The sequence below is a fragment of the Halovenus rubra genome (assembly GCF_026586665.1).
Lineage (GTDB): Archaea > Halobacteriota > Halobacteria > Halobacteriales > Haloarculaceae > Halovenus > Halovenus rubra.
Genome location: NZ_JAODIY010000005.1, coordinates 94,558 through 120,304, shown reverse-complemented (window position 1 = coordinate 120,304; position 25,747 = coordinate 94,558). Strand labels below are relative to the sequence as shown.

Annotated in this window: 25 protein-coding genes, 2 tRNA genes and 1 pseudogene; 16 read left to right on the top strand and 12 right to left on the bottom strand. The window is 54.9% G+C overall.

All coding sequences use genetic code 11. The annotated features are described in order from the left end of the window. Positions 1-88: 88 nt before the first annotated feature. Positions 89-3,070, bottom strand: a complete 2,982-nt coding sequence (uvrA, locus tag N5098_RS05210; protein ID WP_267636662.1) for an excinuclease ABC subunit UvrA — start codon at positions 3,068-3,070, stop codon at positions 89-91. 75 nt (positions 3,071-3,145) lie between these two features. After that, positions 3,146-3,298, bottom strand: coding sequence for a DUF8028 family protein (locus tag N5098_RS17760; RefSeq protein WP_464379755.1), 153 nt, complete (start codon positions 3,296-3,298; stop codon positions 3,146-3,148). A gap of 296 nt (positions 3,299-3,594) precedes the next feature. On the opposite strand from N5098_RS17760, the gene N5098_RS05205 reads away from it, so the two are divergent. The 3 genes from N5098_RS05205 (at position 3,595) to N5098_RS05195 (ending at position 6,884) form a co-directional block, all read left to right on the top strand. Continuing rightward, positions 3,595-5,058, top strand: coding sequence for an alpha/beta hydrolase family protein (locus N5098_RS05205; protein WP_267636661.1), 1,464 nt, complete (start codon positions 3,595-3,597; stop codon positions 5,056-5,058). 111 nt (positions 5,059-5,169) lie between these two features. Next, positions 5,170-5,604 (top strand): hypothetical protein, encoded by a 435-nt coding sequence (locus tag N5098_RS05200; protein WP_267636660.1) that lies wholly within the window; start codon positions 5,170-5,172, stop codon positions 5,602-5,604. 98 nt (positions 5,605-5,702) lie between these two features. Beyond that, a complete protein-coding gene (locus N5098_RS05195; protein WP_267636659.1) occupies positions 5,703-6,884 on the top strand; it encodes an aspartate kinase in 1,182 nt (393 codons plus the stop codon). Positions 6,885-6,886: 2 nt separating this feature from the next. On the opposite strand, the gene N5098_RS05190 is transcribed toward N5098_RS05195, so the two are convergent. Next, positions 6,887-7,546 carry a metallophosphoesterase family protein gene (locus N5098_RS05190; protein WP_267636658.1) on the bottom strand — a complete coding sequence of 220 codons (660 nt, stop codon included), beginning with the start codon at positions 7,544-7,546 and terminating at the stop codon, positions 6,887-6,889. Positions 7,547-7,683: 137 nt separating this feature from the next. On the opposite strand from N5098_RS05190, the gene hmgB reads away from it, so the two are divergent. After that, positions 7,684-9,021 (top strand): hydroxymethylglutaryl-CoA synthase, encoded by a 1,338-nt coding sequence (hmgB, locus tag N5098_RS05185; RefSeq protein ID WP_267636657.1) that lies wholly within the window; start codon positions 7,684-7,686, stop codon positions 9,019-9,021. Positions 9,022-9,090: 69 nt separating this feature from the next. On the opposite strand, the gene N5098_RS05180 is transcribed toward hmgB, so the two are convergent. After that, positions 9,091-9,348: a hypothetical protein gene (locus N5098_RS05180; protein WP_267636656.1), complete on the bottom strand. Its 258-nt coding sequence runs from the start codon at positions 9,346-9,348 to the stop codon at positions 9,091-9,093. Between the two features lie 162 nt (positions 9,349-9,510). Between N5098_RS05180 and N5098_RS05175 the strand changes: the two genes are divergently transcribed. From N5098_RS05175 to N5098_RS05150, 6 genes are all read left to right on the top strand, one after another. Beyond that, a complete protein-coding gene (locus N5098_RS05175; RefSeq protein ID WP_267636655.1) occupies positions 9,511-10,347 on the top strand; it encodes an aldo/keto reductase in 837 nt (278 codons plus the stop codon). A gap of 71 nt (positions 10,348-10,418) precedes the next feature. Continuing rightward, a complete protein-coding gene (locus N5098_RS05170; protein ID WP_267636654.1) occupies positions 10,419-11,048 on the top strand; it encodes a DsbA family oxidoreductase in 630 nt (209 codons plus the stop codon). A gap of 44 nt (positions 11,049-11,092) precedes the next feature. Next, positions 11,093-11,452 carry a response regulator gene (locus tag N5098_RS05165; RefSeq protein WP_267636653.1) on the top strand — a complete coding sequence of 120 codons (360 nt, stop codon included), beginning with the start codon at positions 11,093-11,095 and terminating at the stop codon, positions 11,450-11,452. Positions 11,453-11,552: 100 nt separating this feature from the next. Continuing rightward, positions 11,553-12,713 (top strand): HD domain-containing protein, encoded by a 1,161-nt coding sequence (locus tag N5098_RS05160; RefSeq protein WP_267636652.1) that lies wholly within the window; start codon positions 11,553-11,555, stop codon positions 12,711-12,713. A 305-nt stretch (positions 12,714-13,018) separates the two neighbouring features. Further along, complete coding sequence (locus N5098_RS05155; protein WP_267636651.1) at positions 13,019-13,144, top strand: hypothetical protein; 126 nt, start codon at positions 13,019-13,021, stop codon at positions 13,142-13,144. Then, entirely contained in the window at positions 13,128-14,399 is a 1,272-nt protein-coding gene (locus N5098_RS05150; RefSeq protein WP_267636650.1) for an RNA-guided endonuclease TnpB family protein, read from the top strand. The genes N5098_RS05155 and N5098_RS05150 overlap by 17 nt, the downstream gene beginning before the upstream one ends. 50 nt (positions 14,400-14,449) lie before the next feature. Here the strand turns inward: N5098_RS05150 and thrC are convergent, their stop codons facing one another. The 4 genes from thrC to N5098_RS05130 form a co-directional block, all read right to left on the bottom strand. Next, a complete protein-coding gene (gene thrC / locus N5098_RS05145) occupies positions 14,450-15,721 on the bottom strand; it encodes a threonine synthase (protein ID WP_267636649.1) in 1,272 nt (423 codons plus the stop codon). A 51-nt stretch (positions 15,722-15,772) separates the two neighbouring features. Further along, complete coding sequence (locus N5098_RS05140; protein WP_267636648.1) at positions 15,773-16,150, bottom strand: helix-turn-helix domain-containing protein; 378 nt, start codon at positions 16,148-16,150, stop codon at positions 15,773-15,775. A gap of 67 nt (positions 16,151-16,217) precedes the next feature. Further along, complete coding sequence (larE, locus tag N5098_RS05135) at positions 16,218-17,018, bottom strand: ATP-dependent sacrificial sulfur transferase LarE (RefSeq protein WP_267636647.1); 801 nt, start codon at positions 17,016-17,018, stop codon at positions 16,218-16,220. 59 nt (positions 17,019-17,077) lie between these two features. Next, positions 17,078-17,680, bottom strand: coding sequence for an IMP cyclohydrolase (locus tag N5098_RS05130; RefSeq protein WP_267636646.1), 603 nt, complete (start codon positions 17,678-17,680; stop codon positions 17,078-17,080). A gap of 314 nt (positions 17,681-17,994) precedes the next feature. On the opposite strand from N5098_RS05130, the gene N5098_RS05125 reads away from it, so the two are divergent. The 4 genes and pseudogenes from N5098_RS05125 to N5098_RS05110 all read left to right on the top strand — a co-directional run bounded on the left by N5098_RS05125 (position 17,995) and on the right by N5098_RS05110 (position 21,878). After that, positions 17,995-18,067: transfer RNA gene (locus N5098_RS05125), tRNA-Gln, on the top strand. Positions 18,068-18,578: 511 nt separating this feature from the next. Further along, positions 18,579-19,790, top strand: a complete 1,212-nt coding sequence (locus tag N5098_RS05120) for an outer membrane protein assembly factor BamB family protein (RefSeq protein ID WP_267636645.1) — start codon at positions 18,579-18,581, stop codon at positions 19,788-19,790. Between the two features lie 422 nt (positions 19,791-20,212). After that, a complete protein-coding gene (locus N5098_RS05115) occupies positions 20,213-20,785 on the top strand; it encodes a hypothetical protein (RefSeq protein WP_267636644.1) in 573 nt (190 codons plus the stop codon). Positions 20,786-21,045: 260 nt separating this feature from the next. After that, a pseudogene (locus tag N5098_RS05110) lies at positions 21,046-21,878 on the top strand (IS5 family transposase). Between the two features lie 222 nt (positions 21,879-22,100). Here N5098_RS05110 and N5098_RS05105 read toward each other — a convergent pair. Both N5098_RS05105 and N5098_RS05100 read right to left on the bottom strand, forming a co-directional pair. Then, a tRNA-Met gene (locus N5098_RS05105) sits at positions 22,101-22,234 on the bottom strand. 74 nt (positions 22,235-22,308) lie between these two features. Beyond that, positions 22,309-22,494 carry a DUF7550 family protein gene (locus tag N5098_RS05100; protein ID WP_267636643.1) on the bottom strand — a complete coding sequence of 62 codons (186 nt, stop codon included), beginning with the start codon at positions 22,492-22,494 and terminating at the stop codon, positions 22,309-22,311. A gap of 147 nt (positions 22,495-22,641) precedes the next feature. On the opposite strand from N5098_RS05100, the gene N5098_RS17520 reads away from it, so the two are divergent. Then, positions 22,642-23,787 carry a KaiC domain-containing protein gene (locus N5098_RS17520; RefSeq protein ID WP_267636642.1) on the top strand — a complete coding sequence of 382 codons (1,146 nt, stop codon included), beginning with the start codon at positions 22,642-22,644 and terminating at the stop codon, positions 23,785-23,787. 31 nt (positions 23,788-23,818) lie between these two features. Here N5098_RS17520 and N5098_RS05090 read toward each other — a convergent pair whose 3' ends face one another. Continuing rightward, positions 23,819-24,955 (bottom strand): DUF7118 family protein, encoded by a 1,137-nt coding sequence (locus N5098_RS05090; RefSeq protein ID WP_267636641.1) that lies wholly within the window; start codon positions 24,953-24,955, stop codon positions 23,819-23,821. Then, positions 24,942-25,313 carry a phosphoribosyl-AMP cyclohydrolase gene (gene hisI / locus N5098_RS05085; RefSeq protein ID WP_267636640.1) on the bottom strand — a complete coding sequence of 124 codons (372 nt, stop codon included), beginning with the start codon at positions 25,311-25,313 and terminating at the stop codon, positions 24,942-24,944. The genes N5098_RS05090 and hisI overlap by 14 nt, the downstream gene beginning before the upstream one ends. Before the next feature lie 106 nt (positions 25,314-25,419). On the opposite strand from hisI, the gene N5098_RS05080 reads away from it, so the two are divergent. Continuing rightward, on the top strand, positions 25,420-25,710 hold the full coding sequence (locus tag N5098_RS05080) for a PadR family transcriptional regulator (protein ID WP_267636639.1): 291 nt from the start codon (positions 25,420-25,422) through the stop codon (positions 25,708-25,710). The last annotated feature ends 37 nt before the right edge of the window (positions 25,711-25,747 follow it).

Genomic DNA, 25,747 nt, shown 5'->3' with positions numbered 1-25,747 from the left:
GCAGAAAGTAAATCCGCGTGTTCGTGTCACTCTGGACCGTCCATGTCGACAGAGGAGCGAATCTATTGATAGAAAGCGACAGTGACCGTCAGTCGTCGTCAGCTTTGGCCGGCTTCCTGTCGTCACCGAGTTCTCGGTCGGCACGTGGTCCTTCTAGGTCCACGTCGGGGAGCAAGTCGCGCAGGTACGTTCCAGTGTAGGACTCTTCGGTTCGGGCTACCTCCTCGGGAGTACCCGTAGCGACGATTTCGCCGCCGTTCTCGCCGCCCTCCGGACCGAGGTCGACAATGTTGTCGGCATTTTTCACAAGGTCAAGTTCGTGTTCGATAACGACGACCGTGTTGCCGTCATCAGTCAGGCGATGGAGCACGTCGATCAGCTTGCGCTCGTCTTCTGGGTGGAGGCCCGTCGTCGGCTCGTCAAGCAGATAAAGCGTCTCGCCGGTGTCTTTTTTCCCGAGTTCCTCGGCGAGCTTGACTCGCTGGGCCTCGCCACCGGAGAGAGTTGTTGATGGCTGTCCGAGGCGCATGTAACCGAGGCCAACATCTTTCAGAAGCTTCAGCCGCCGACGAAGTTGGTTGTGGCTCTCAAAGAAGGCGTGGGCCTCGTCAACGCTCATCCCCAGCACATCTGAGATAGTCTTGTCTTTGAACGTCACGTCAAGCGTCTCGTCGTTGTACCGGTCACCGCCACACTCTTCACAGGGAACAGACACATCTGAGAGGAAGTTCATGTCGATTTTAACCGTTCCCTGCCCGCCACACTCCTCACAGCGGCCACCCTGGACATTGAATGAGAACCGTCCCTTCTTGTAGCCACGCTGTTTTGACAGCTCCGTTTCGGCGAACAGTTCACGGATGAAATCAAAGACGTTAGTATAGGTTGCAGGGTTCGACCGTGGTGTCCGGCCAATAGGCGACTGGTCGATGAGGCGGACTGTTTCGACCGCATCGGTCCCGTCGATTGCGTCGTGGTCGCCGGGGTCGACGCTCGTGTTGTCGTTCATGCCACGAGCCAGCCCCTTGTAGAGTACGTCGTGCATCAGCGTCGACTTGCCTGAACCCGAAACACCGGTAATTGCTGTAAAGCAGCCGGTGGGTAACTCGACCGTAAGGTCCCCAAGGTTGTGCTGTCGAGCGCCGCGGATAGTGAGATGGCCGTCTGCTTCCCGACGGCTGGTAGGGACCGGAATCGACCGCTCGCCGCTGAGGTAGTCCCCAGTGATGGACGCCTCACCGCCGACAACGTCTTCAAAAGAGCCGTTGACGACGACTTCGCCGCCGCGTTTGCCCGGTCCCGGACCCATGTCGATGATGTTGTCAGCCCGGCGCATCGTCTCAGTATCGTGTTCAACCACGAGCAGTGTGTTTCCAAGGTCTCGGAGTTCTTCGAGCGTGTCGAGCAGGCGGTCGTTATCCCGCTGGTGGAGCCCAATAGACGGTTCATCGAGCACGTAGAGCACTCCTACGAGGCCAGAGCCAATCTGAGTCGCAAGTCGAATACGCTGACTTTCCCCGCCAGACAGTGTCGAGGCCTCTCTGTCTAGTGTGAGGTAATCGAGGCCAACTTCACACATAAACCCAAGCCGGGAGCGAATCTCCTTGAGAATCTCGGTGGCAATTTTCGTCTCGCGTTCGTTGAGGTGGGCCTCCATCTCCTCGAAGTGGGCGAGTGCGTCGCCGATGGACATCTCGTTGACTGCTGTAATCGAGCGGTCATCGACAAGGACCGACCGCGACTCAGCCTTCAGGCGTGTTCCCTCACAGATCGGACAGGTCGTGACAGCCATGAACTCCTCAATGTGGTCGCGGGCGCGGTCACTGTCTGTCTCGATATGACGGCGTTCGAGGTTCGGGATGACGCCCTCGAAACGTTCGGTTTTCTCGCGGGTCCCGTTTTTCGTCTGCCACTCGAAGTGCACCGGGTTATCAGTGCCATAGAGGAACTGTCGCTGGATGGTGTCGGCAAGGTCCTCAAATGGTGTGTCAAGCGAGATGCCGAAATGCTCGGCAACGTTATCCAACTGACGAGAGTAGTAGGTCCGGTTGTAACTCCACGGTTCGAAAACGTGTTTCAGCGGTTTCGATGAGTCTGTAACCACGAGGTCCTCGCTAACCTCCTTTGTCGAGCCAAGCCCCTCGCATTCGGGGCAGGCACCGTGTGGACTGTTGAACGAAAACGAGCGCGTCTCGATTTCGCTGATATCAATGTGGCAGTGTGTACAGGCAAGTTCGTCAGAAAACTCGACGATAAAGCGGTCGTCTCTCACGTTGTCTGTGTCTTCCTCTTTGGCTAGGTCACCGGTCGAACGTGTCCGGGACCCGCCAACACTAAGCTCAGCCGGCGGGTCAGGGAAGATGACTTTGAGGAGCCCATCAGCTTCTTCAAGAGCGGTTTCGACCGAGTCGGTGAGTCGTGACCGTTCGCTTTCGGTGATTTTCACGCGATCAACAACCACATCTACAGTGTGGTCATAGTTCTCGTCAAGGTCTGGCGTCTCGACGGTGAGGTCGTAGCGTTCGCCGTCAACCTCGACGCGAGTGTACCCCTCACTGACAAGGTCGTCGAACAACTCCTCGAATGCGCCTTTCTGGTCGCGAACGACGGGGGCACAGAGTTTTGCTCGGGTTTCTTCCGGAGCCTGCATGAGTCGGCGGACCATCTGCTGGGCGCTCTGGTCGTCGACTTCGCGACCACAGTCGGGGCAGTGTGGCGTGCCGACACGGGCATAGAGCAGACGGAGGTAATCATGGAGTTCGGTCACAGTCCCGACAGTAGAGCGAGGATTGTTTGCGGCGTTTTTCTGGTCAATGGAGATCGCGGGCGAGAGTCCCTCAACGTTCTCGACTTGTGGCTTGTCCATCTGCCCAAGAAAGTTGCGGGCGTAGGCTGACAGCGATTCGATATATCGTCGCTGCCCTTCAGCGTACACCGTCTCGAACGCGAGCGACGATTTCCCTGATCCTGACAAGCCTGTCACGACCGTCAGTTCCTCACGTGGTATCTCTACGTCGACATCTTTGAGATTGTGTTGCTCAGCCCCGCGAACCTCGATGTAGTCGCGACTCATTCGTTATCCATGCCATGGACCGCGCAACTGAAACGCTGTCGGTTCACCACCAGTGTGGCATTGACGGAACTCGACTTAGCTACCCGACCGCGCATGTCGGTGACCAACCAGCAAACAGCACACGTTAACCGCAACGAGTGCCAAGAGGGCACCAACATCCTGTGTCCCATCATACAGAAGTGGGATGTGCAGGAATGGGAGAGCAATAGCTGCCCAGAAGGCAGTCATTCGGAGGCCATCAAGTGTGCACGTAACGATGTTTTCTAGACCAAGAGCGGAACGCGGGGGGAAAGGCATGGGACAGGAAGAAAGACGGTCTCGTTGACAGTTAAATACCGGTCAGACTCTCGTCAGACACAACAGAACTGGAACCAACCGTGCTACGATCACGCAAGGTCTTGTGTTATAACTGTAAATACTATCTGGAATGTTTGTATTGGAACAACAATGCGCGGTTGCAGTAGTGTTTCCACCGATAAACAAAAGGCACACATATTTTATTCTTTCAGCGGAAAACAGCAGGTATGAAACGCCGGACAGTTCTTCTTGTTGCAGGAAGTGCAGTTACAGGTCTCGCTGGCTGTCTCGGTGACGGTGATGGAGACACGACCGAGACACCCGAACCAGCCCAAACTGAGAGACAAACACCGAGTCCAACCGAAACGGCTACACCAACACCAACCCCCGAGAAAACGGCCACACCAGAAGAGACGGCCACACCGACACCCGACACCCCCGAAGACGCTGTCGAAGCGGGGAAGCAACTCGTCGGAGATATGGCAGACGGCGCGTTCCCTCAGGCACTCGGCCGGTTCCGCTCGGACGCACAGCAGGGACTTTCTGCCGGGCGAATCGAAGAGTTATGGCTCGCGTACACTGCCGTGGGTGGCCCATTCCAGCGAATCGGTGAAACAGAAGAAATCGTTCAGGGAGGGTTCGACGGCGTAGACATGGCACTTGAGTTCGAACGAGGAACACACGTGATGCGTGTGTTGGTAGACAACGAAGAGGGGTTCTCAACTGTCGGTATTTTCGCCAACGACCAGTATCAGCGGCCTGACTACGTCGATACCGAACGGTTCAACATAAAGGAGGCGACTGTCGAGACGGAGTCCTGTCTGATGGACGCAACACTGACAGTACCCACAGATGCACAGGATGTGCCGGGTGTCGTCCTTGTCCACGGGAGTGACCCCCCTGCTATCGGTGGTGCAGACAAGGACCTCAGCACAGGCGGTTCGAAACCGTTCAAAGATATGGCAGAAGGGCTGTCAAGTCGTGGCGTCGCTGTCCTGCGGTACGACCGACGGTCACACGCCTGTCCAAACTCACTGTCTGCTGCGGAGTGGACGCTTGATGCTATCACCGTTGATGACCCGCTGGTCGCGCTAGAACAGCTTCGTGGAGTAGATGCAGTGGACTCTACCCGGACTGTTGTCGCTGGAAGTAGTCTGGGTGGGCTAGCAGCACCGCGTATCGCAAAGCGTGACGAAGACCTTGCGGGGATAGCCATGCTCGCAGGCCCGGCCCGGAACTTCTATGAAATCTTCATCGAACAGTTTGATCACCTCGCAACAGTCGGTGAGTATGAGTGGACGCAGATGGCAAATGTCCACGAGCGGTGGAAAGACCGAATCGACCGGATCCGCAACGGCGACTACTCGGATGGAGATATCATCCTCGACTACCCCGGCGCACTCTGGCGAACTGTCGACGAGTACGACCAGATTGGGACGGCACAGGAAATCGATACCCCCGCATTCATCTTGCAGGGCGATCGCGATTATCAAGTCTCGCCCGAAGAAGACTTCGGACGGTGGCAGACCGAACTAGCAGACCGTCCAGACACCCAGTTCCAACTCTATGAGAATCTTAACCACATCTTCCAGTACGCTGAGGGGCCGTCAACCCGGTCCGAGTATTCGCTCGCGAACCCGGTCGATAAATCTGTTATCGAAGATATTGCGTCCTGGACACAATCACTCTAAGCGCGCTCAGCCCGCATTCTACGATAATCGTGTCGCCCAACTCTCTGAGCGACCCCCTATTCCTATTATTTGGTGACAAGTTATATTTATTAAGAGAGAAGATTGTTCGGTATGGAAAAAGAAGGAGGGTATAGAACCGTCCTTGGGTTTTTGCTTGGCTATCTCTTGCTTTCGTGGCCACCATTTCTCTATCTCAACCGTGAAGTGCTTCCTGAGGTTGTTGAGCAACTCACCGTCGTCGACCCACTGGTTGCCGTTTGGGTTCTTGGAGCGGTGTTCGTGTTGCTGGGCTTAGTGCGCGTACGGGAGGGAGTCGAACGGTACAATCAGTTCCTCGCTGCACCGAGTAATCTCGTTGCCATCCTCGTCGTGCTGTCGTTTCTGGTTGCCGCAGTCTCCTGGTGGGCACTTCCCGAAATTGTTTTCTATTTTGAATTGGGGCTGACACTAAACCAGGTTCTCGTCCTCATTTTTGTCTGTCAGGCACCGATGCTCATCTTGCTCTCGTTGATGGCGGCTCTTGGAAAGGCAGTGTCGCCGGAGTAACGGCAGTTGTCGATATTTGCGACAATGAAAGCAGTTATCCACGATGGCATCGAAAGCGCCAGCATGCACGAAATGCGTTCGAAACGGAGGAGTTCGGCATGCGTGTCGTAGCAAAGTTTGGTGGGACGAGTGTCGGGAATGGCCAGCGAATCACTCGCGCTGCAGAGTCGATTGCCGAAGTCGTCGAAGAGGGACACGAAATTGCCGTCGTCGCCAGCGCAATGGGTGGGACAACCGACCGACTCCTATCAGCAATCGAGTTCGACGCAAGCGAAGACGACCGAGCAGAAATTGTAAGCATGGGCGAGCGGACCGCCGTACGAATGCTTAAGGGCGCGCTCGAAGCAAAAGGAATTGATGCTGTCTTTCTGGAGCCAGGTCACGATGAGTGGCCAATTATTACCGACGCCTACGGCGAAGTAGATGTCGACGCGACAAACGAGCGCGTCGAGCACTGTCGAGAGATGCTCGATGACGGTGTCGTTCCAGTTATCACAGGCTTTCTCGCAGCAGATTACAATGATAGCGTCACGACACTCGGTCGAGGGGGAAGCGATACGACCGCGGTGATGCTCGGAAACTTCGTCGATGCTGACGAAGTTGTCATTGTTACCGATGTCGAGGGTGTCATGACTGGCGACCCAAGCGTCGTTGAAGGTGCACGGAATGTCGGTGAGATTTCTGTTGACGAAATCCGGAGCCTCTCGTTTCGCGGTGCAGAGGTTATCGCCCCTTCAGCACTCACGTACAAAACAGACGAACTCGGAGTACGGGTCGTCCACCACCAGCACGGTGACCTTCTCACTGGCGGAACAACAGTGGAAGGCGAGTTTGAGAACCTCATCGACCTACAGGAACGGAAACTTACCTGTATCACGGTGGCCGGTCGCGCAATTCGTAACCAGCCGGGCATCCTCGCGGTGGTTTCGACAGCGCTTGCAGACGCAGGTATCAACGTCGAAGCGACATCCTCAGGCATGGACTCATTGACATTTTACGCCGAGAGCGAAAGTGCCGAGGCTGCGGAGACACTTGTTCACGACGAGGTTGTCGACGACGAGGTTATGTCGAGCGTAACACTCGACTCCGACTTTGCAGTCATTCGTATTACCGGCGGAGAATTGCCTGAACAGAGTGGCTCACTGCATAGGTTGCTCGAACCGCTGTCGGACGAACACATTCATATCAACGACGTGATGACGAGTGCGACTTCGGTGTCTATTTTCGTCGACTGGGACAACCGAGACCACGCGCTCGAACTCCTACAGACCCTGTTTTGAGTTTACCGCCCTTCGACGAGTCTGTTCCCGATACGTTCGGGGAGTCCGGCACGGTCGACTTCCGTTTGGACGCGCTCGATATCGTACTCAACCCGGTGTTCGGTGACGCTTAGGTCCGCAAGGTCAAGAATGCTGTATGCTGCTCGGGGGTCGCTATCACGGGGCTGTCCGACACTCCCGGGGTTCATTACAATGCCATCAGCGTAGATTTCGTGATGCTGGACGTGAGTGTGACCCAATACAAGGACTGACTCCTCACCGAGAAGGTCTCTGCTAAACTCTTCGGGATAGGTGTAATGACCACGCCGCTCAGGGTGACTATGGACAATTTTTATACGTCCGTCGAACTCTCGGCGCTGTTCTGGGAGTGTTGCAAGCCAATCGGTCTCGTCGTCTGAAAGCGTTTCTTGGGCATGCTGAACACCGGCTCCTGCCATGCTGTTGAACCCAAAGCTAGAGTTGCCAGCGACAGCCCGGTCGTGGTTGCCCATTACGGTCGGAATTTGGCGCTCGTGTATCGTCTCGATACACTCACCATGCCAGGGATTGTATCCGACAATATCGCCAGCACAGACAATGCCATCGACCGGCGGCATATCTTCAAGCACTGTCTCCAGTGCGACTTTGTTGCCATGGATATCAGAAAGAATGCCGATGTCCATGGACGCTACTTCTCAGTCGACTGACTTTATTCTTGGTCCGAAAAACAATTATCGCTCAGTGCCGTGGGTTCGTTATTTCGACAATCGACGAATGAACAGTCGACACACACTTATATCAGATACCACGACCCACACATATGGCAGAAGTAGGAATCGACGGCATGGAGATACGAACCGGAAAGCTGCAACTGGATTTAGCAGAGACGTTTGCCCCGGCACAAGGAGACGACCCCGAAAAATACACGAAAGGGCTTGGCCTGTTCACGTCGTCATTCCCGGATGTTTACGAGGATATCGTAACAATGGCAGCCAACGCCTCTCGCCGATTGTTGGACCGAAAAGACATCTCACTGGAGGATATCGGCCGAATCGATGTGGCAACCGAGAGCGCCTTTGACAAATCGAAGCCGGTGTCGACGTACGTGGCGGGCTGTCTCGAACAGGTGTTCGAGGGTGACCTGCATCACGCAAACAAGGGCGAGCGTAAATTCGCCTGCGTTGCCGGAACACAGGCACTCGACGACGCCTACAACTGGATTCGTGCGGGCCGAAATCGAGGACGAAAAGCGCTGGTCATCGCTACCGATACCGCACTGTATGCCCGAGACGACGCTGGCGAGGCGACACAAGGTGCCGGCGCGGTCGCGATGGTTGTCGACGAGAATCCAGATTTAGTCACGTTCAGTGACCAGCAGGGCTTTGGTAGCGCCGACGAGACGGATTTCCTCAAACCCAATCAGCAGTTCCCGAGTGTCGACGGGAAACGCTCGATGCAGGTGTATCTCGCTCGGATGCGCGAGGCAATGGAAGACTTCGAGCGCAACGGCGGCGACACCCATCCAGACAACTTCGCGCTTATTCCGTTCCATACGCCGTTCCCCGGGATGGTCCGGCGAGCCGCCGCGCTTGGCTTTCGCCACTGCATTCGTGGCAACGAAGTCGAAGAAGAAGTCGCCGAAGAAATTGGCCGCCAACCCCGTCAAGAGGAGTTCGACTCACACGAGGCTTATCTCGACGCGCAAAAAGAGTATACCGAGACGCTCACAGAGACAGACCAGTACACAGACTGGTACAAACAGACTATCGAGCCGACGCTCGCTATCTCTCGGTACGTTGGCAACTGGTACACCGGCTCCGTGCACATTGCCCGTGCCGCAGGGATGCAGGAAGCCCTAGACGAGGGTCGTGACCTCACCGGCAAGCAGCTTCTCATCGGTTCCTACGGCAGCGGCGCACAGGCCGAAATCCACGCCGAGACGATTCAGTCCGGCTGGGAGGACGAAATTAGTCAGCTCAACATCGACGAACAGATGGAACAGCGCCGGGACATCTCGTTTGCCGAGTACGAACGGATTCACGATGCTCACAACCACGACGAAAACCGCGAGATGGACCCATTGACGACGCCTGACAACGAGTTTGTCTTTGACGGCTGGGGTCGCATGGGTGAGCGCAAGTATACATACGTCGAATAGGGCACTTTGGCCCGCGACAACAACTGTTCGATTTCAGTATCGGGAGAAAATATCTCGGAAGTCGTGTATTCACGCCAGTTGGCGAGTACGTACCGTGTCTGTGCAGTTGGCACTGCTTTTCTTTCCGTTTAGATGGCCCGACAACTGCTCGGCGAGTTTAAGACCGAAACCTCCCAGTCCGACGCCGACGACAAAAGCGGGAACAGCCATGGTCACAATAAAAAGCGGGAAGAACAGTATCATTCCAATGAGGCCACCAACAGTCCGGTCACCAGAGGATTTAACCGTTCGGTTCGTTGGGTCTACAGCTTGTTGTAGGTCATTCATTGTATCTGTATCAAAGAGGTGTATCCACATAAGTGTAATCAGAATTAAGTTTCTGTAAGAGCCGTTACTGAAGAGTTCTTCAGTCAGAGAAAGGGAAACGTCCATCAAGAAAGTGTAGACCGACCGTGGGGTGTTTTTGTGTGGCCAACGAATCAGAGGGCAATGGCATTGTCCACGGACACGTTCGATATCGGCGGCGAACTGACAGTTCATCGACTCGGCTACGGTGCGATGCGCATTACCGGTGAGGACATTATTGGTCAACCGGACGACGAGTCAGCTGCAATCGAACTCGTCAGGGAAGCAGTCGATATGGGCGTAGATTTCATCGACACGGCAGATTCCTACGGCCCGGGTGTAAGCGAACGACTCCTCGGAGAGGCAGTAGCGCCCGACGACGGCGTCGTACTCGCCACGAAAGCGGGGTTGCTTCGGAACAGCGAGGGCGAATGGCTACCACACGGCGACCCAGATTACATCCGGAATCAAGTACTTGCCAGCAAAGACCGACTTGGTGTCGATACCATCGACCTCTACCAGTACCACCGACCGGATCCTGAGACGCCGTTCGAAGACAGTGTCCAAGCCTTTGGAGAACTCAAAGACGCGGGATTCGTTGACCACGTCGGCCTTTCAAACGTTTCTGTCGACCAGTTGGAGACAGCCCGGGACCACGTCGAGATTGCAACAGTCCAGAACCGGTATAACGTGACGTACCGCGACGACGAAGACGTGCTTGAAGCCTGTGAGGAGTACGATATCGGCTTCATCCCGTGGTACCCGATGGCTGCTGGTGACTTCGGTGACAAAGAAGACACGCTAGCTGCAGTCGCACAAAATCACAATGCCACACCACACCAGATTGCGCTTGCATGGTTGCTCGAACACTCCGACGTGACACTCCCAATCCCCGGTACATCGAGTTACGACCACCTCCAGCAGAATATCGCTGCGGCAGACATCCCGCTAACCGCCGACGAGTACAACCGGCTATTATAGCTTTAAAGAAGGAGGTTTCACGCCAGAGACGGCCACGACGGGCCTTTGTATCCAGCACACATACAGCGATTATGAGCAAACAGACAACCCAGTCTCTGACAGTGTACGCCGACTACGTCTGCCCGTTCTGTTATCTCGGGTACGCCTCGCTTGACCAGTACCGCGAGGAACGCGAGGAGCCATTGGCTGTCGACTGGCACCCCTTCGACCTTCGTGCACAGCAGAGACGGCCAGATGGAACTATCGACCACGATGTCGAGACTGGCAAAGACGAGGAGTATTACGAAGAAGCTCGCAAAAACGTCGAGAAACTTGCAGACCGCTACGGTGTCGAGTTAGCACAGAATCTCAGGAAGGATATTGACTCCTACGATGCACAGCGGGTTGCACTCCGCGTCTCTGCGGAAATTCCTGACGCATTCGTCGACTTTCACCGGGGTGTCTTCAACGCGCTCTGGGAAGACGGCCGTGACATCGAGGACCGGTCGGTGCTTACATCGATTGCGACGGAAGCTGAGATTCCTGCAGAGTTCGTTGCTGAGGTACTCGATGACGACGAGAGCAAAACGAAGCTAGAAGAGGCGTTCACTGCTGGAAAACGACAGCGAATAACGGGTGTACCCACGTTCAGTTACGGCGAGCACAGCGCGCGCGGTGCAGTACCACCCGAGCACCTCCAGAGACTAGTTGACGAGGCCTGAAACACCCCAGAAACTATACCGATAGCGGACGCGCTTTGAGACAGATGGGGACTATTCTGCTCGTTGACGATTCGACGTTTATGCGAAGCCTCTACCGTGTTCTCCTCGAGCAGAGTGCGTTAACTATTGTTGGGGAAGCGTCGAACGGCGTCGAGGGTGTGGATGCCTACAAAGAACACAACCCCGATGTTGTGGTGATGAATATTAGGATGCCAGTGCTTGACGGAATCAGTGTAACTGAAAAGATTATGGCTTACGACCCCGACGCAGCGATTGTTATCTGTTCAGGGAATGCCCAAGAAGAGAAAATAATCGAAGCAAAGCAGGCGGGCGCTGTCGATTATATAACGAAGCCGTTCCAACGGGACAGTTTTTTGCAAGCAGTGACCGCCCCGGTAGAGTGAGATAACTACTTACGGGTGCCACGTGGGTCGGCCAGAGCGTCCCGACCCGTCCAATATTCGAAACGAAACCACAATAGCGCACGAGCGGGTTGCTCCGATAATGAACGCGGTCAAAGATAGCGTCCATGATTATATTAGGCTCGACCCGGTCGCAGCAGATCTTGTGGATACCCCGACATTCCAGCGGTTGCGCCATATCAAACAGCTTTCGACAGTTCGGCTGGTGTTTCCCTCGGCAAGCCACACCCGCTTCGAGCACAGTCTCGGCGTCTATCACCTCGCGAGTACTGCGCTCGAACATCTCACGGTCGATGAAGAAACTGCAAGACACGTACGTGCGGCGGCGCTGTTGCACGATGTGGGACATGGACCGTACGGCCACCAGACAGAGGACCTGATTCGTCGGCGAACGGGAACAGACCACGACGAAATCGGCTGGATACTTACAGACAGCGATCGGCACGTCTGTCAGGTGCTCGAATCACACGGTCTGGACCCGGAACGTGTCGCGGAGCTAGTTGAAGGGAACGGTCGGCTTGGTTCGCTGGTCGCGGGCGAGCTTGACGTCGACCGAATGGACTACCTCGTCAGAGATGCCCACCATACTGGCGCGCCGTACGGAACAATTGACCACGGACGACTCGTTCGTGAACTCCGCCTCGAAGAGGACTCTCTCACGCTCGCTGAAGGGAACGTCCCGACAGCCGAATCGCTGTTACTTGCTCGTTCACTGATGAACGCGATTGTCTACCGACATCACGTCTCCCGCATTGCGGGCGCAATGCTTGACCGTGCCTGTGAGCACTACATCAAAACGAGCGACACGACTGTCAAAGAGTTCCGCCGAATGGCTGATCACGACCTGCTCGTAGAGCTACAGCCACTCGACCTAGGCAAGCGAGTTGAGCAACGTAACCTGTATAAACGTGCTATCTGGGCAGGACTCGACAGTGTCCCCTCCGGAATCCTCGACGTGAGCTATGAGGCTGAGCGCGAGGCTGAACGCGAGATTGCGGAGGCTGCGGGCGTCGCTCCTCGAACTGTTATTGTTGACATTCCGGATAGACCCCGGATGAAAGAGCTTGGTACGAACGTTGTCGTTGATGGCATGGTCCAGCGCCTCGAAGATGCTTCCGAACTCGCGTCGAGCATCAGGGCTGCCGAACGTGCACGGTGGCGGCTCGGAGTCTACTGTCCAGAAGCAAAGACAGACGCTGTGGGCGCGGCCGCAACTGAAGTACTTGGCCTCGCGAGCTCGTAACCGTCGCTGCTATCTTGATTCAGCGAGAGAATCCCGCCCTTCCCGCGAAAGACGAGCGTTCCGACGCTCAGTCGGAACCGAGGACTGAGCAGGGCGGGAGTGAATCTTGATTCAGCGAGAGAATCCCGCCCTTCCCGCGAAAGACGAGCGTTCCGACGCTCAGTCGGAACCGAGGACTGAGCAGGGCGGGAGTGAATCGCGTAAGCTCCGTGCCACAATCTCCGTGACCGTAGCCTGACTGAATACCCAACGTAAGTATTTAGTGGGAGAGAAACGTACAAATTCTTGTGCGAACAGAGATAGATATGGAGCGCGGTGGCGATCTTCACGAGCGGGTCAAAGAGTACGCCCGTGAGAATGGTATCCGTCATCCGCGTGCCTACCGCGAGCTAATCGAACAAGGATTAGAGACGGATGGAAACGACGACTAAGACGCTCAAAGCGACTCTCGCCCCACCGACAGCACACAAGGGGCGGAAACTGTGTGACCTGCTCGAAACCTACCGTGAGGGGCTACACGAGGCGTTCGACGCCGGGTGCGACACGATGAGCGCAACCAGTGACGTGGTGACGCCCTACGACCTGCCGTATCAGGCGAAAGCGGCCCTATGCAACTACGTCCCACAACTTCACGACACTTACGACGCACAGGAGTTGGACGACGACCACCCGGTTCGGCTCACCAACCAAGCCGCCGAGTTTGACCACTCTCCGGCACGAGATTACGGGTTTACATGGTGGGCACCGCAACCCGGACGAGGGACGAATTTCTGGATACCACTTCGTATCAATCCCGAACAAGAGGGTCTGTGGTACGACCTCGTAGACGGGGATGCTTCGGCGGGGCAACTCCGACTGCAACAGAATCGCACATCGTGGACTCTACACGTCACTGTCGAATTTCCGGTCGAAGAACCCGACTACGCGACGGACGGCGACGACGTGACGCACATCGGTCTGGACATTGGTGAAACCGCCCTGATAACGGGCTGTGCCCTCAAGGACGGTTCACCAACTGGCCCGTTCGTGTGTGACGGGAGCCGTGCGAAGCATCTTCGCAAAGAGATGCACACGACCCTGAAACGACTCCAAGAGCGTGATGCCGCTGAGTGGCGGATAGACGAGCGATTCGACCACTACCAGAACGCGCTCACCGATATTGTCGAGAAGGCGTCTCGGCAGGCTGTCGAGTACGCCCGACAATTCGAGAATCCAGTACTCGTGATGGAGAATCTGACGTACATCCGCGAAGAATTGGACTACGGTTCGTACATGAACCGGCGACTCCATGCGTGGGCGTTCGCTCGGTTACAGAACCGTGTCGAGGACAAGGCACGAGAGACTGGTATCCCTGTCGAGTACGTCCAACCGGAGTACACAAGCCAGACGTGCCACGCTTGCGGCCACATCGGAAACAGAGCTGCACAAGCCACGTTCCGGTGTACCAACGACAAGTGCCACGTATCGGAGTTTCAGGGCGACATAAACGGCGCAATCAACGTTGCACAACGGGCTGACCCGTGGGGAGAGAGCGTGCCGCTGAAACCGGCAGGCAATGACTCGCCTTGGGATGGGAGTGCCTGTGACAGCACCACGACCCACCGAGAGACGAGCGAGAAACACTCGCAAATGACTCTCTCGGCGTTCCACGGGTCGGAACCCTCTGCCAGCAACAGAGAAACTTAGCTGGTATTCCCCATGCGTGGGAAGCCGCGCCGTTCACGGCGCGGAGGATGTCACTCGTGCCCTAAGCCGAGATACTCACGAACACCCTCCGTGGTGCCCGGAACGTCTTCAGGATCAGCACCGGCAGTAAACGCGGCATCAGGGTCCTTTAGCAGGTGGCCGGTTGTGAGACAGACGACACGTTCGTCCGCCGTTACGACCCCATTCTCACGGAGCAATCGAAGCCCCGCAATCGAGGCCGCCGATGCGGGCTCGACGCCGACGCCTTCGGCTGCAAGTTCACGCTGGGCGCTCTGTATTTCCTCGTCTGAAACCGCAATTGCAGTCCCACCTGTTTCGCGAATACCCGGAAGTGCTTTGGGTGCGTTGACAGGGTTACCGATCCGGATTGCAGTCGCACGCGTTTCAACATCGTCCCACCGCCGTGTTTCTTCGAGATCCTCCTCAACCGCCTCAACCATCGGGGCCGCACCCGCAGCCTGGACGCCGGTAAGCTTCGGGACATCACGTTCAGAAAGCGCACCGCTTGCTACCAGCTCACGGAAACACTTGTACAGTGCGGCGGTGTTGCCGGCATTACCAACGGGGAGGACAATGCGGTCGGGATATGTCCCTTCTTCGTCACGGAACTGCTCTAGGATTTCGAACCCGATGGTCTTCTGTCCCTCTAGTCGAAATGGATTGAGCGAGTTCAACAGATAAACCTCGCCGCTGTCAGCGAGGTCGCCGACGATATCGAGACAAGTGTCGAAGTTGCCCTCAACTTCGAGGATTCGTGCTCCGTGGAGGCTTGCCTGAGCAATCTTTCCGGCAGCAACGTTCCCTTGGGGAAGGAGAACGAGTGTCTCCAACCCGGCACGGGAGCCGTAAGCCGCGAGTGCGGCACTCGTATTCCCTGTCGACGCGCAAGCTAACCTGTCGACGCCCATCTCCTGAGCAACCCGAACGCCGACAGTCATGCCACGGTCCTTGAAGCTGCCAGTCGGGTTCAATCCCTCATGTTTGACGCGTAATCGGTCAACACCCAACTCGTTTTCCAGTTGCGGAACCTCGTGCAGTGGTGTTGCTCCTTCCGGAAGCGAAACCCCTTCCTCGAACGGGAGTGAGTGGGCATATCGCCAGACGCCGTCGCCCTCATAATCGTCCCAACCCGGCAAGTCGTCGTACCTGACCTCCAACAACCCATCACAGTCATCACACACATACCGTACCGTCTCGAATGGGGCAAACTCTGTACCACAGGCAACACACGAGAGCCAAACGCCGTTGGTTGCAGATGGGGGTGCCTCACCAGAGACATCAAAGTGGGATTCTGTGGTCATTATCGGCACGTAGAGACGGATCGGTAAAAATCAGGGGTGTTTCGGTCCGGACTATTCGCCGAACTCGTCGATACGTTCGTGAACGTACGCCGCCCAAGCGTCGAGAGTATCATGCATTAGCATACGACTCTCCGAGAGCGGTGTTGGGTTATACTGATAGATGTGGCCACCACCGTCGAGTAAACGACGCTCGCGCTTGGCGAGTTCCTTTTCCCGGAGGGTAGACAACGACCGGTTGACGTTACTCCGGTCGCGGTCGAGTTTCTCCGCTAGCTCCTCAACCGTGCTACCGGGGTTATCCAGCAACAACTCGTACGTGCGTGCCTCGTGACGCTGAATCCCGAAGACGCAGGTGAGTACCTCCTGTAGCCCCGGTTCTTCCTCAATCATCAGGTTGCGGAACTGTTGAGGTGACGGGTCGGCCTCCATACCCATAACAGAGAACGCGAGCAGGATAAATCCCACAGTTCCGTCGGGGTAACTGCTTCTCTCAGTTCTAGTCAGGGCTGACGCTGCCGGTTTGGTAACCTTGTAAGTCAAGCGTAACGTGGTCAAATCCCAAATCCCCAATATGGTCGCACGCGGCTCTAGCAAATTCCGGATCTAGTGCGTCTGAAAGTTCCGATTCCCCTACCTCAATGCGAGCTACCCCATCATGGTCGCGCACACGAAATTGCTTGAACCCCCAAGTACGGAGCAGACTCTCGGCTTTCTCGATACGGGTGAGTCGTTGTTCAGTCACATCGAGGCCAGTCGGGATACGCGAGGAGAGACAAGCCATCGATGGCTTCTCACTCACAGAGAGGTCGTATTGACGGGCAATTTCGCGGACCTCCTCTTTGCTCACACCATGTTCGAGCAACGGAGAGTAAACATCAAGTTCATCGACCGCACGTAGTCCAGGTCTGTGACCTTCGCCGGGGTCAGATGCGTTTGTTCCATCACAGACAACGGGAATATCAAGACTCTTAGCGTGGTCGTACATCGCACCGAGTCGCATCGTCCGGCAGTGATAGCAACGCTGCTCGTCGTTCTGGACGAAGGCCTCACTATCTAATTCGCTGAACTCGACAATCTCGTGTCGGATGCCAATCTCCTGAGCAATCTCGCGCGCGTCAGCGAGTTCTGCCTCCGGAAGTGTCTCGCTCCGAGCGGTGCAGGCTACAGCATCTCTTCCCAACGTGTCGTGTGCAATCGCTGCAACAACGCTCGAATCGACGCCACCTGAAAACGCGACGAGTACCCCATCGTACCCGGCTATGTCCGACTTGATAGCGTCGGCGTTCGTCTCAGCCATATCCAGCGTATCCACCGCCATGTCCAAAAAGACACTGTCGCGGACACTCCGGTGAGTTGTTACTTCTCGTTGACGACTGCAGTCTCGAAACCACCATCAGCAAGTTCGACACCTGTGGCACAGATTGCGTGTTCGAACTCGTGGTTGTACAGTTCGTGTGCCGCGTCGGCTGCTCCAGTGGCTGTTAGGTCAAACTGTACAGGGCTGTCACGCTCGTATGTGGCGACCAGCGTTGGCTCGTTGACTTCCCTGACCAGCAAGCCATCTCTGCGAACCGTTCCAATATATCCTGCTGGTGATGTCGTTACAGTTGGGTCGTCGGTTACGCCAACGATTCCAGCAATGCGCGGCGTGTCGTAGTCGTCTTTCTCGAAATCCAACGCAAGTAGTGTCTCCGCGAGTGCATCCCGGGCAGGATAGCCAAGAGTAAGCTTCTCAGCAATAGGATCAACGTGTGAGCCGTTACCGATGACAGCACCGCGGTCGGTGAGTCGCAGGCAGTTGTAGGAGATGTAGGGATTCTCTGTCTCCGCTGCCTGTGCGGTCGGCCCGACAGTAACGGTGTCTCCGCGCTCGGTTGCTTGTCTATTCGGGAACGACCGTGAGGAGACGCGGTACGCGCCTACTTCGGGCCCAACGACGACAAACCGTCCAACGTACATGCTATCCGAGTGTCGCCCGCGAGGTGGCATGTAGGTGTCGATAGTGCTTGGCTATCTGTGATGCAATTCCCCGCCAGTAAGATAAATAACCAGCAGCCGACACGGGAGCTAATAACCAGATAGCTCTCGAAAAACACGAAGCGGTCTGCCGGACTCTCGTGTGTCGCTTCGTGGTAGTTGGTCAGCGCATGAGACGTCTGGTTCCGTCAGAGGATATAAACTCAGGGGGTGTCGCTAGCTAGTGCGTTGAGAAGTGACATACCATTCGGCTGCTTCGACACGCATAAATACACCCGCGAATTATGCAAAATCGAAGTCCCGTGGGGTAGTGGCCAATCCTGTCAGCTTCTGGGGCTGACGACGGAAGTTCGAATCTTCCCGGGACTACTTTTTGTGGTACTAAACGAACAGCAAGTAGCTATTAGGCCAAAGTTTCCAACTGGGAAATAAAAGCGAATACCGATCACTCACAGTTTTCGTTATTGTTTGAAAGTATGCCCGGAGAGAGTTCTACACCCGAGCTTTGCATGCCCGTCAGTCGTTGGTGTTCGAGGTTCTGCTGTCGCTTCTGTTCGTGGTCGGGAGTTCAATCGCACTCATAGGAAAATTACCAGCATGATAGCTGTCAGTAGGAAAAACCCGAGAAAGAGTAAACATCAGCCATGGTTTCAGAATGTCTGTAGTTTTCTGAGACTGGAGACCCCTGGGTGGTGGGTAGAAGTTGGGAAAATATCTCAAGGAGTCCATAGTTAATTACAATCTTATAAATAGTCAAATAAAAAAACTATACAGGGTATAATTATTTCACAGTATGTAGCAGGTGATGATTCCTCGGCGTTTTAGCCTGCAAAAAATTGATTACCAATACGTCCATTGTTTCAGACGGCCAGACAGATAAATGACACGTCAATATACACGACGGTCCGCTCTCGCCCTGAGTGGGTCCGCAATCGCCGTCAGCCTCGCTGGTTGCCTCAACTCAGGATCCCTCGGAGATCTCCCTCCAGCGGAACAGCCCCCAACTGAGCCCCAGCAGTACCAGTACGACGCCCAGAACACGAACGTCACCGGGACGAGTCCACCGACGGATAACGATCTGCTGTGGCGGAAACGCCGAGACGAATTAAACGCTAACGATGAGCCGATAGATGGGCTTGTAGCCCGTGAAGATCACTTGGTCGTAGCGACACGGGAGGCGATTCATTCGCTTGACCCCAGCGACGGAACCGAACGCTGGCGGGCTGAATCTGGTCAGAACGGACGGACTCCTGCGGTTACGCCCGTCCTCTCAGCTGAGACTGCTTACGTGGCCTGGAACAAGGAAGGCGAGGCCGGCCTCAGCGCACTTGACCTGTCGGACGGGAGCGAACAGTGGTGGCTGGATTCAATTAATCCTATATCGAGTCCGACACTCGTTGAGGGGACCATCTATGTCTCTGCCCTTGAAAGCGGTAAATCACTGATCAAAGCAATTCTCGCGGTAGACGCTGCTGATGGACGTGTGCTCTGGCGGTTTCCAACAGGACAGATGTCACCAACCCCAGCGGTCGCCGACGGGACAGTCTATGTCGGTGGTGGCAAGGAAAGTATCGTGTATGCAATAGATGCAGAGACAGGCGACAAGCAATGGGAGTTTCCAACGGCAGATCGGGTGCATATGCCGCCGACAGTCGTGGATGAGACAGTCTATATCGCCTCCGATTTTGCTGACCGGCTATACGCACTCGACGCTACCGAAGGCACGGAAACATGGAGTAAGGAGATGAATGTGAGTGCATCAGTTGCAGCAACCTCCAACACGGTATACGTTCCTGTGATGGACACCATCAAGATTTTTGATAGCGATGACGGAACACATCAGTGGACAGAGAGTCTCAGTGACACATCTATCGGCAGTGCGCCAGTGATTGCGGGTGAGACACTTCTCGTTCCCGGTGATCGTGCAGTCTGTCTGGATTTGACGGATGGGACGCACCTGTGGGAACAAACAGTCGAAGAAGGGATCGTGGGTCACGAGAAAAAACGAGCTGTCTCGTGTGCACCAGTCGTGACAGAGGACGGTGTTTTTCTCGGAACGGCAGCTGGCGATATTTATGCTATTGGTACGTGAGCAGTACAGTGCTGTTCTTTCATTCAGCATAACAGTTGTTGGCACATCGGCCAGCGCCTTCAACGCTTCAAGGAGCATGACCATGTCGTCAACCTGTACGACGTGGGCCTATACGAACTCATCAACGATCCCGAGGAGAATAATGGCGATGGTTGACCAGCAAGTTCGGTCTATCCTGGTTGGCTTAATTACACCAGCCGAAACCTCATCAAACAATAATTTGCCACCATAGTCCCTACAAATTGTTTTCATAAATCCTAGGTGTTCAGTCAAACAGCGGTCCGTCTATGACTTAAATAAGTTCCATTTTATAATAACCAGTGCAGGTTTTATCGACAACTCAAAACAACCTTACACTGAAAGTAATCTAAACAATTCTTTACGGGGAAAAATATACCCCATTTAAAATTAAATATAATTGTATGGAACGACGGGTATTCCTCTCCAGTCTGGGAAGTCTTTGTACGATCACGTTTAGTGGGTGTTTATCTACCGATTCAGACGAAATCCAACAATATACAGCGACGACTAAAGAGGTGTCGTCAAGCCGCCCACTTCACCATGAAGCCACAATACTACAATCAGATATCCAATCAGAAGAGGCACCACTGACGATTGAGATCTCAGTGACGAATAATACAAATGATTTAATCAGGTACAATGAACGGCGTGAAGTTTTAGGTATATTTCTAGAAATCAATAAATTCATACTCTTACTAAAAGGTGAGCGCCCTTACGAGTACAACGAAGAATTAGGTTTCTGGCAAGCCTCGACGCCGATAAGTATCGACGCAGAAATTCAAACTGCCAAACTATCACCAGACGAAACTCACACACAACCACTAGTCTTAGTCGGCAGACAAACCGAAGATCTCCCGAAGGAAATTCCTGCGGAATTTGCGTTTGAGGTTACGTTCACAGTTACGAAGCCACAGCAAAAAGAATCTGATAAACAACAATTTGAATGGAGCTTTTCTCTGAGTGAAAAAGAGTAACATACCATATCAATTTATACTCACTCAAGATCCGACATAGTAATTTTTGTAGTTACTACAGAAAGATGTAACACAGTGTCCATCAATAGTACCGAGAACTCAAAGGAGAAGGTGATATATACATTGCTCTTCAGATTAGGCAAGATGGGTATCTCTGGGCCTGGCTCTGCGTTAGTTCATGGGGCTCTGGTGAATCACTAGACGGCACTGGAACGAACCGTCAGAGCTAGAAGGTTGAAGCGGGAAACCGCGATTATCCTATGTCGAAGATTTCCCGCTTCACGCAGAGAGTGGTGACGTTAGCAAAAAATGCTGTTGGTGGCCGAGGTGAAGCTGCCGCCCCCGAAGGGGGTGGCGGCTTCGCCGACTACGCCGTCGTTTCCCTGCACTGTCTGCGGATTTACTTGGCAAAATCCTACCGCGAAGCACTAGATTTGCTGAGTAAGATACAGCAAACTTTGGCTGAAATAGGGCTCGAACCGGACGATCTACCTGATCATTCGACGTTAGTCAAGTGGTTTGATAGAATCACGATGGCGGTCTGGCGAGTGCTCCTGCGCCTTTCCGCGCAGGAGCACGAGCCGTCTGGACACGCCGCCATCGATTCGACGTATTTCGACCGTGAGAACGCCAGCAAACACTACTGCCGTCGAACCAACTACCGTGTCCAGACGCTGAAAACAACCGCGCTCGTGGACACAGATTCACAAGTTGTGCTTGACGTTCATTGTACGACGGAGAAACGCCACGACACGCAGATCGGCTGGCAGGTCGCCCTCCGCAACGCGGGCGACCTGCACAGCCTCGCCGCTGACAAAGGCTATGACTGGCAGGAGTTACGCGAGAAATTACGAGAAGAGGGCGTAAGACCACTGATCAAACATCGTGAGTCCGCCCCATCGATCACGCACACGACGCGCGGATCGATGCAGCTGACTACGGTCAACGAGCACTCTCTGAAACAGTGTTTTCCTCGATCAAACGTACGCTCGGCCACGCCGTGCGTGCCCGAGCGTGGTACCGCGAGTTCCGCGAACTCGTCGCAATGTGTTTCGTCTGCAACATCAAACGAGCCGTTACCCACCAAAATTAAGCTACGTCTGGCGATTCACCAGAGCCTGACAACTCCATGAGTGTCTTTTGGAACTCACGACTCTACCGCTCTCGCATACCGATATTCATATGCTGTCGCGCGTGTTCACCGAGAAACGGACGAGCGAGTCGAATGCATCTGACTCGGCGGCGGATATCTGACTCTATGCAGTTGCTCTTTATATATTGAAAACGCAAGAGGGTGTTGAACCCTTTTTAGGTATGCCCGGGGAGGGCTCCGAACCCTCGATCTCCGCATATCCCAGGTGTGGGGGAAACCCCCCACGGGAATGCCGGAGTTGCCGCGTTAGTGAAACCCTATGAGTGCGGCGCTATGACCAGCTAAGCCACCCGGGCGCACTCAATGGTAACGGGGTGGTTGTCTTTAACGTTCTCATCCGGAGTTGCCATCGACAGACATCCACATGGAATCAGCCAAGGAGAAGCGGTACGCCAAACGTGACGGCGACCCCCACCAGCGTCACGATCAATCCGATACCAACCTGACTCCCAGTGAACGTGCTCTGTGGCGCAGTCTGCCGGTACGGTGGTTCTCGCTCGGGTGGCGTCGGTTCCTGTGGGTCGTACTCGGACGTATCGCCGTTGTCATCTGTCATATCCAGCGTTTCGGCGTCGGACTATTTCGATGTATCGGACTCACACGACCGGCGCTGACCCCAAATGCCTGCCCTTTCGGCGAATACATTTAACCGGCAGGGTATCTAACAGCCTTACATGACTGCGCTGGCAGGGGTGTCACCGGAGTGAGCGACGACGAGAGGAGTGACGACGATTGGTTCGAACAGGGGCTACGCGAGACGGACGACGCCGCTGAAGAAGAGTCAGACTGGGACGCAGCTAGTGAGGACGAAGACACCAAAGAGGTGCCAGAAGGCACAGAGAGTGACAAAGCAGACGACGGGACGACCAGCTGGGTCGACGATGTTGATGAGACAGACACCAGCACCGTGGCAAGCAATAGCCGTACTGAGGACGGCAAAAAGAGAGACAGCACAACAGACTGGACCGAAAGGGTTGACACAGAGACAGAAGGTATCGGTCCGGACGACAGCAGTGACGACGCGGTTGGTTCGTTTGGCCCAGAGAGCAGTGGGAAAGACGAAGACGATAGCGAATTGTTCGACGAGGGATTTGGCGACGCGTTGGGTTCCTCAAAGAACGACAACGAACTCTCTGAAGAAGAGTATGAGTCGGACATTCCACGTCTGAATCTCGGCATCGAGGGCCTCGACCAGATGGTTCAGGGCGGTGTTCCGCGCAAGCATCTTATGGTTGTCATCGGCAGTGCAGGGACAGGCAAGACAACATTCGGTCTCCAGTTCCTCAATCATGGCCTCGAAAACGGCGAAAAAACGGTCTTTATTACGCTCGAACAGAGCCATGAAGCAATCAACGCAACTGCAAACGAGTGGGGCTGGGACTTCGATACGTACGAGGACAACGGAAAACTCGCCGTGGTCGACCTCGACCCGGTAGAAATGGCAAACAGTCTCGATAATATTCAGGCGGAGCTGCCCGAGCTTATTGAGGACTTTGGCGCTGACAGACTCGTTCTCGACTCAGTGTCACTACTCGAAATGATGTACGACAACCAAGCGAACCGGCGCACCGAAGTGTTCGATTTCACACGGTCATTAAAAGACGCCGGCGTAACGACGTTTCTTACAAGTGAAGCAAGCGAGACGAACCCGTATGCCTCCCGGCATGGAATCATTGAATATCTTACTGACGCAGTGTTCATCCTCCAGTATGTCCGCGGCGAGACACAGGAGACGCGGCTAGCCGTCGAAATCCAAAAGATTCGAAACGCAAACCATTCCCGCGAGCAAAAACCCTACGCAATGACTGACGACGGAATCTCTGTCTACCAGCAAGCCAATATCTTCTAACCCGAACAGATTGGCGTCAGCTTACGACGTTTTAGAGTTTGGGATACGCTTCGAGTGCGGTTTCGAGCGCTTCTCGCTGGTCACGTGCTTCGGAGAGTTCAGCCGCGATATCGGCGTTCTGAATGCGGTCACGTTCTTCATCAGAGAGGGTTTCACGAACGACCGCCGCATCGCGCAGGCGTCCATACTCTGTTTCGCGGGGCAGTGCCTCGACATGTCGAAGTTGTTCGACGACAGCCGGTGCGAACCGGTTGACTGCCGCAGTAAGTTCGCGACAGCGATACTCAAGCTCATCGGCTGGCGGCGCTGGCCACGATACAGTCAGGGCCTCACCGTCAATCCCATCAAGGTAGGTCTGTTTGCGCCCGACGGCGTGCGTGAACTTTTCAGGGTCATCGACGTAGTGTGAGAGTTTCGAGTTAGAGTAATCGGCATACTCAAGCAGCGTTGAAACAGACTCTTGGCCGAGTGGATACTCCCGAACATAGGAGGCCAGTTCCTCGTCTGGTTCCACAAAGGAAACAAGTGGATACTCCGTCATAGCAACGAGGAAATCAATTACCTCACGGGACGATGACTCGCGGATAAACGAATCGAATGCATCGGTGACTGCGTCGTTGTATCTCTCGATTGGGCCACGGAGCCGTTCTGTTGGCGCCTCAAGGTCCGCATCCGAGAGCCGAGCAAGCCGGTCAAGCTCTATAATTTGTTCGTCAAGGTCACGGATTCGGTACCGGATATCTTCGCGCTTCTCTTGATACTCAGAAATTAGTTCATCGCGCCGTTCGAGTCGCGAGACGAGGTCGCCGACCGGTTCGAGTAGCTCGCGTACCTCCTCGAAATCGGATTCATGAAACCAGCGTTTCTGGAGCGACTCGTCACACTCCTCGAACGTCTCCGAGAGCAACAAGTCATCGGAAACATCTTCGACAACCTCGGCAATCGCGCTCTGGAATTCGATGTTGGTTTCGATATCGCCACCATCGTCGGTAACGTCCTCCTCAAAGCGGTCGAGCACGTCGGTAAACTGTCCATAGACATCGGCAAGTTCCTGTAAGTCTTCCTCGCCAAACTCCGCGACGTGCTCTTCAGCCTCCTCGATACGCTCTTCTAGGCGGTCGAGGTCAGCAATGAGGTCGGACTGCTCTGAGAGGTTATTCGTAGACATCGTCAGGGTCGAACACGCGCTCGGCGACACGCTCGCCGTCGAGTGAGCGGTAGAAACACGATTCAAAGCCAGTGTGACAGGCACCCCCTTCCTGGTTGACGAGATACAGGATCGAATCCCCGTCACAATCGACACGAATATCATCGACGTGCTGGACATGGCCGCTCGTGTCACCTTTCTTCCAGAGTTCCTCACGGCTGCGCGAGTAGTAGTGAGCGAGTCCGGTCTCTTGGGTCCGGTCAAGTGCTTCCTGGGAAACGTAGGCGAGCATCAACACGTCGCCGGAGTCAGCGTCCTGTGCGATTGCCGGCAACAGGTCCTGCTTGTCGAAGGCAGGCGCGGGCGCCTCGGTACTCATATCCGTGAGCTAGATGCTCATCCGCATAGGTCTTGGGATGGGTTTCAGGGAGTGACTCCGACCCGGCCTCGAAATGCACAAACAACAGGCCCACCATACTCGAACCATGGCGAGGTTTCTCCAGAGCGGGCGTCGCCGAGATATCTGTGTCTTGCTTGCCGAAGAGCCACGGCAAGCACAGGCGCTCAAATCTCGGCTGGAATCGCTCTACGACGTTCGGATCGACCCAAAGTCATTTTATGGTGCGCTGGAAGCAATGAAAGATGCGGGCTTTATCGAGACAAAAACTGAGGGTATTCATGACATCTACGCGTTGACTGACGCGGGCGAACAACGGCTCGACGAGCATATCGAATGGGTGCTTGACCACGTCGACATAGACGAACACAGCGAGTGAGTGGGGGAAAGGGTTAGGATGGAACCACTCCAAACCC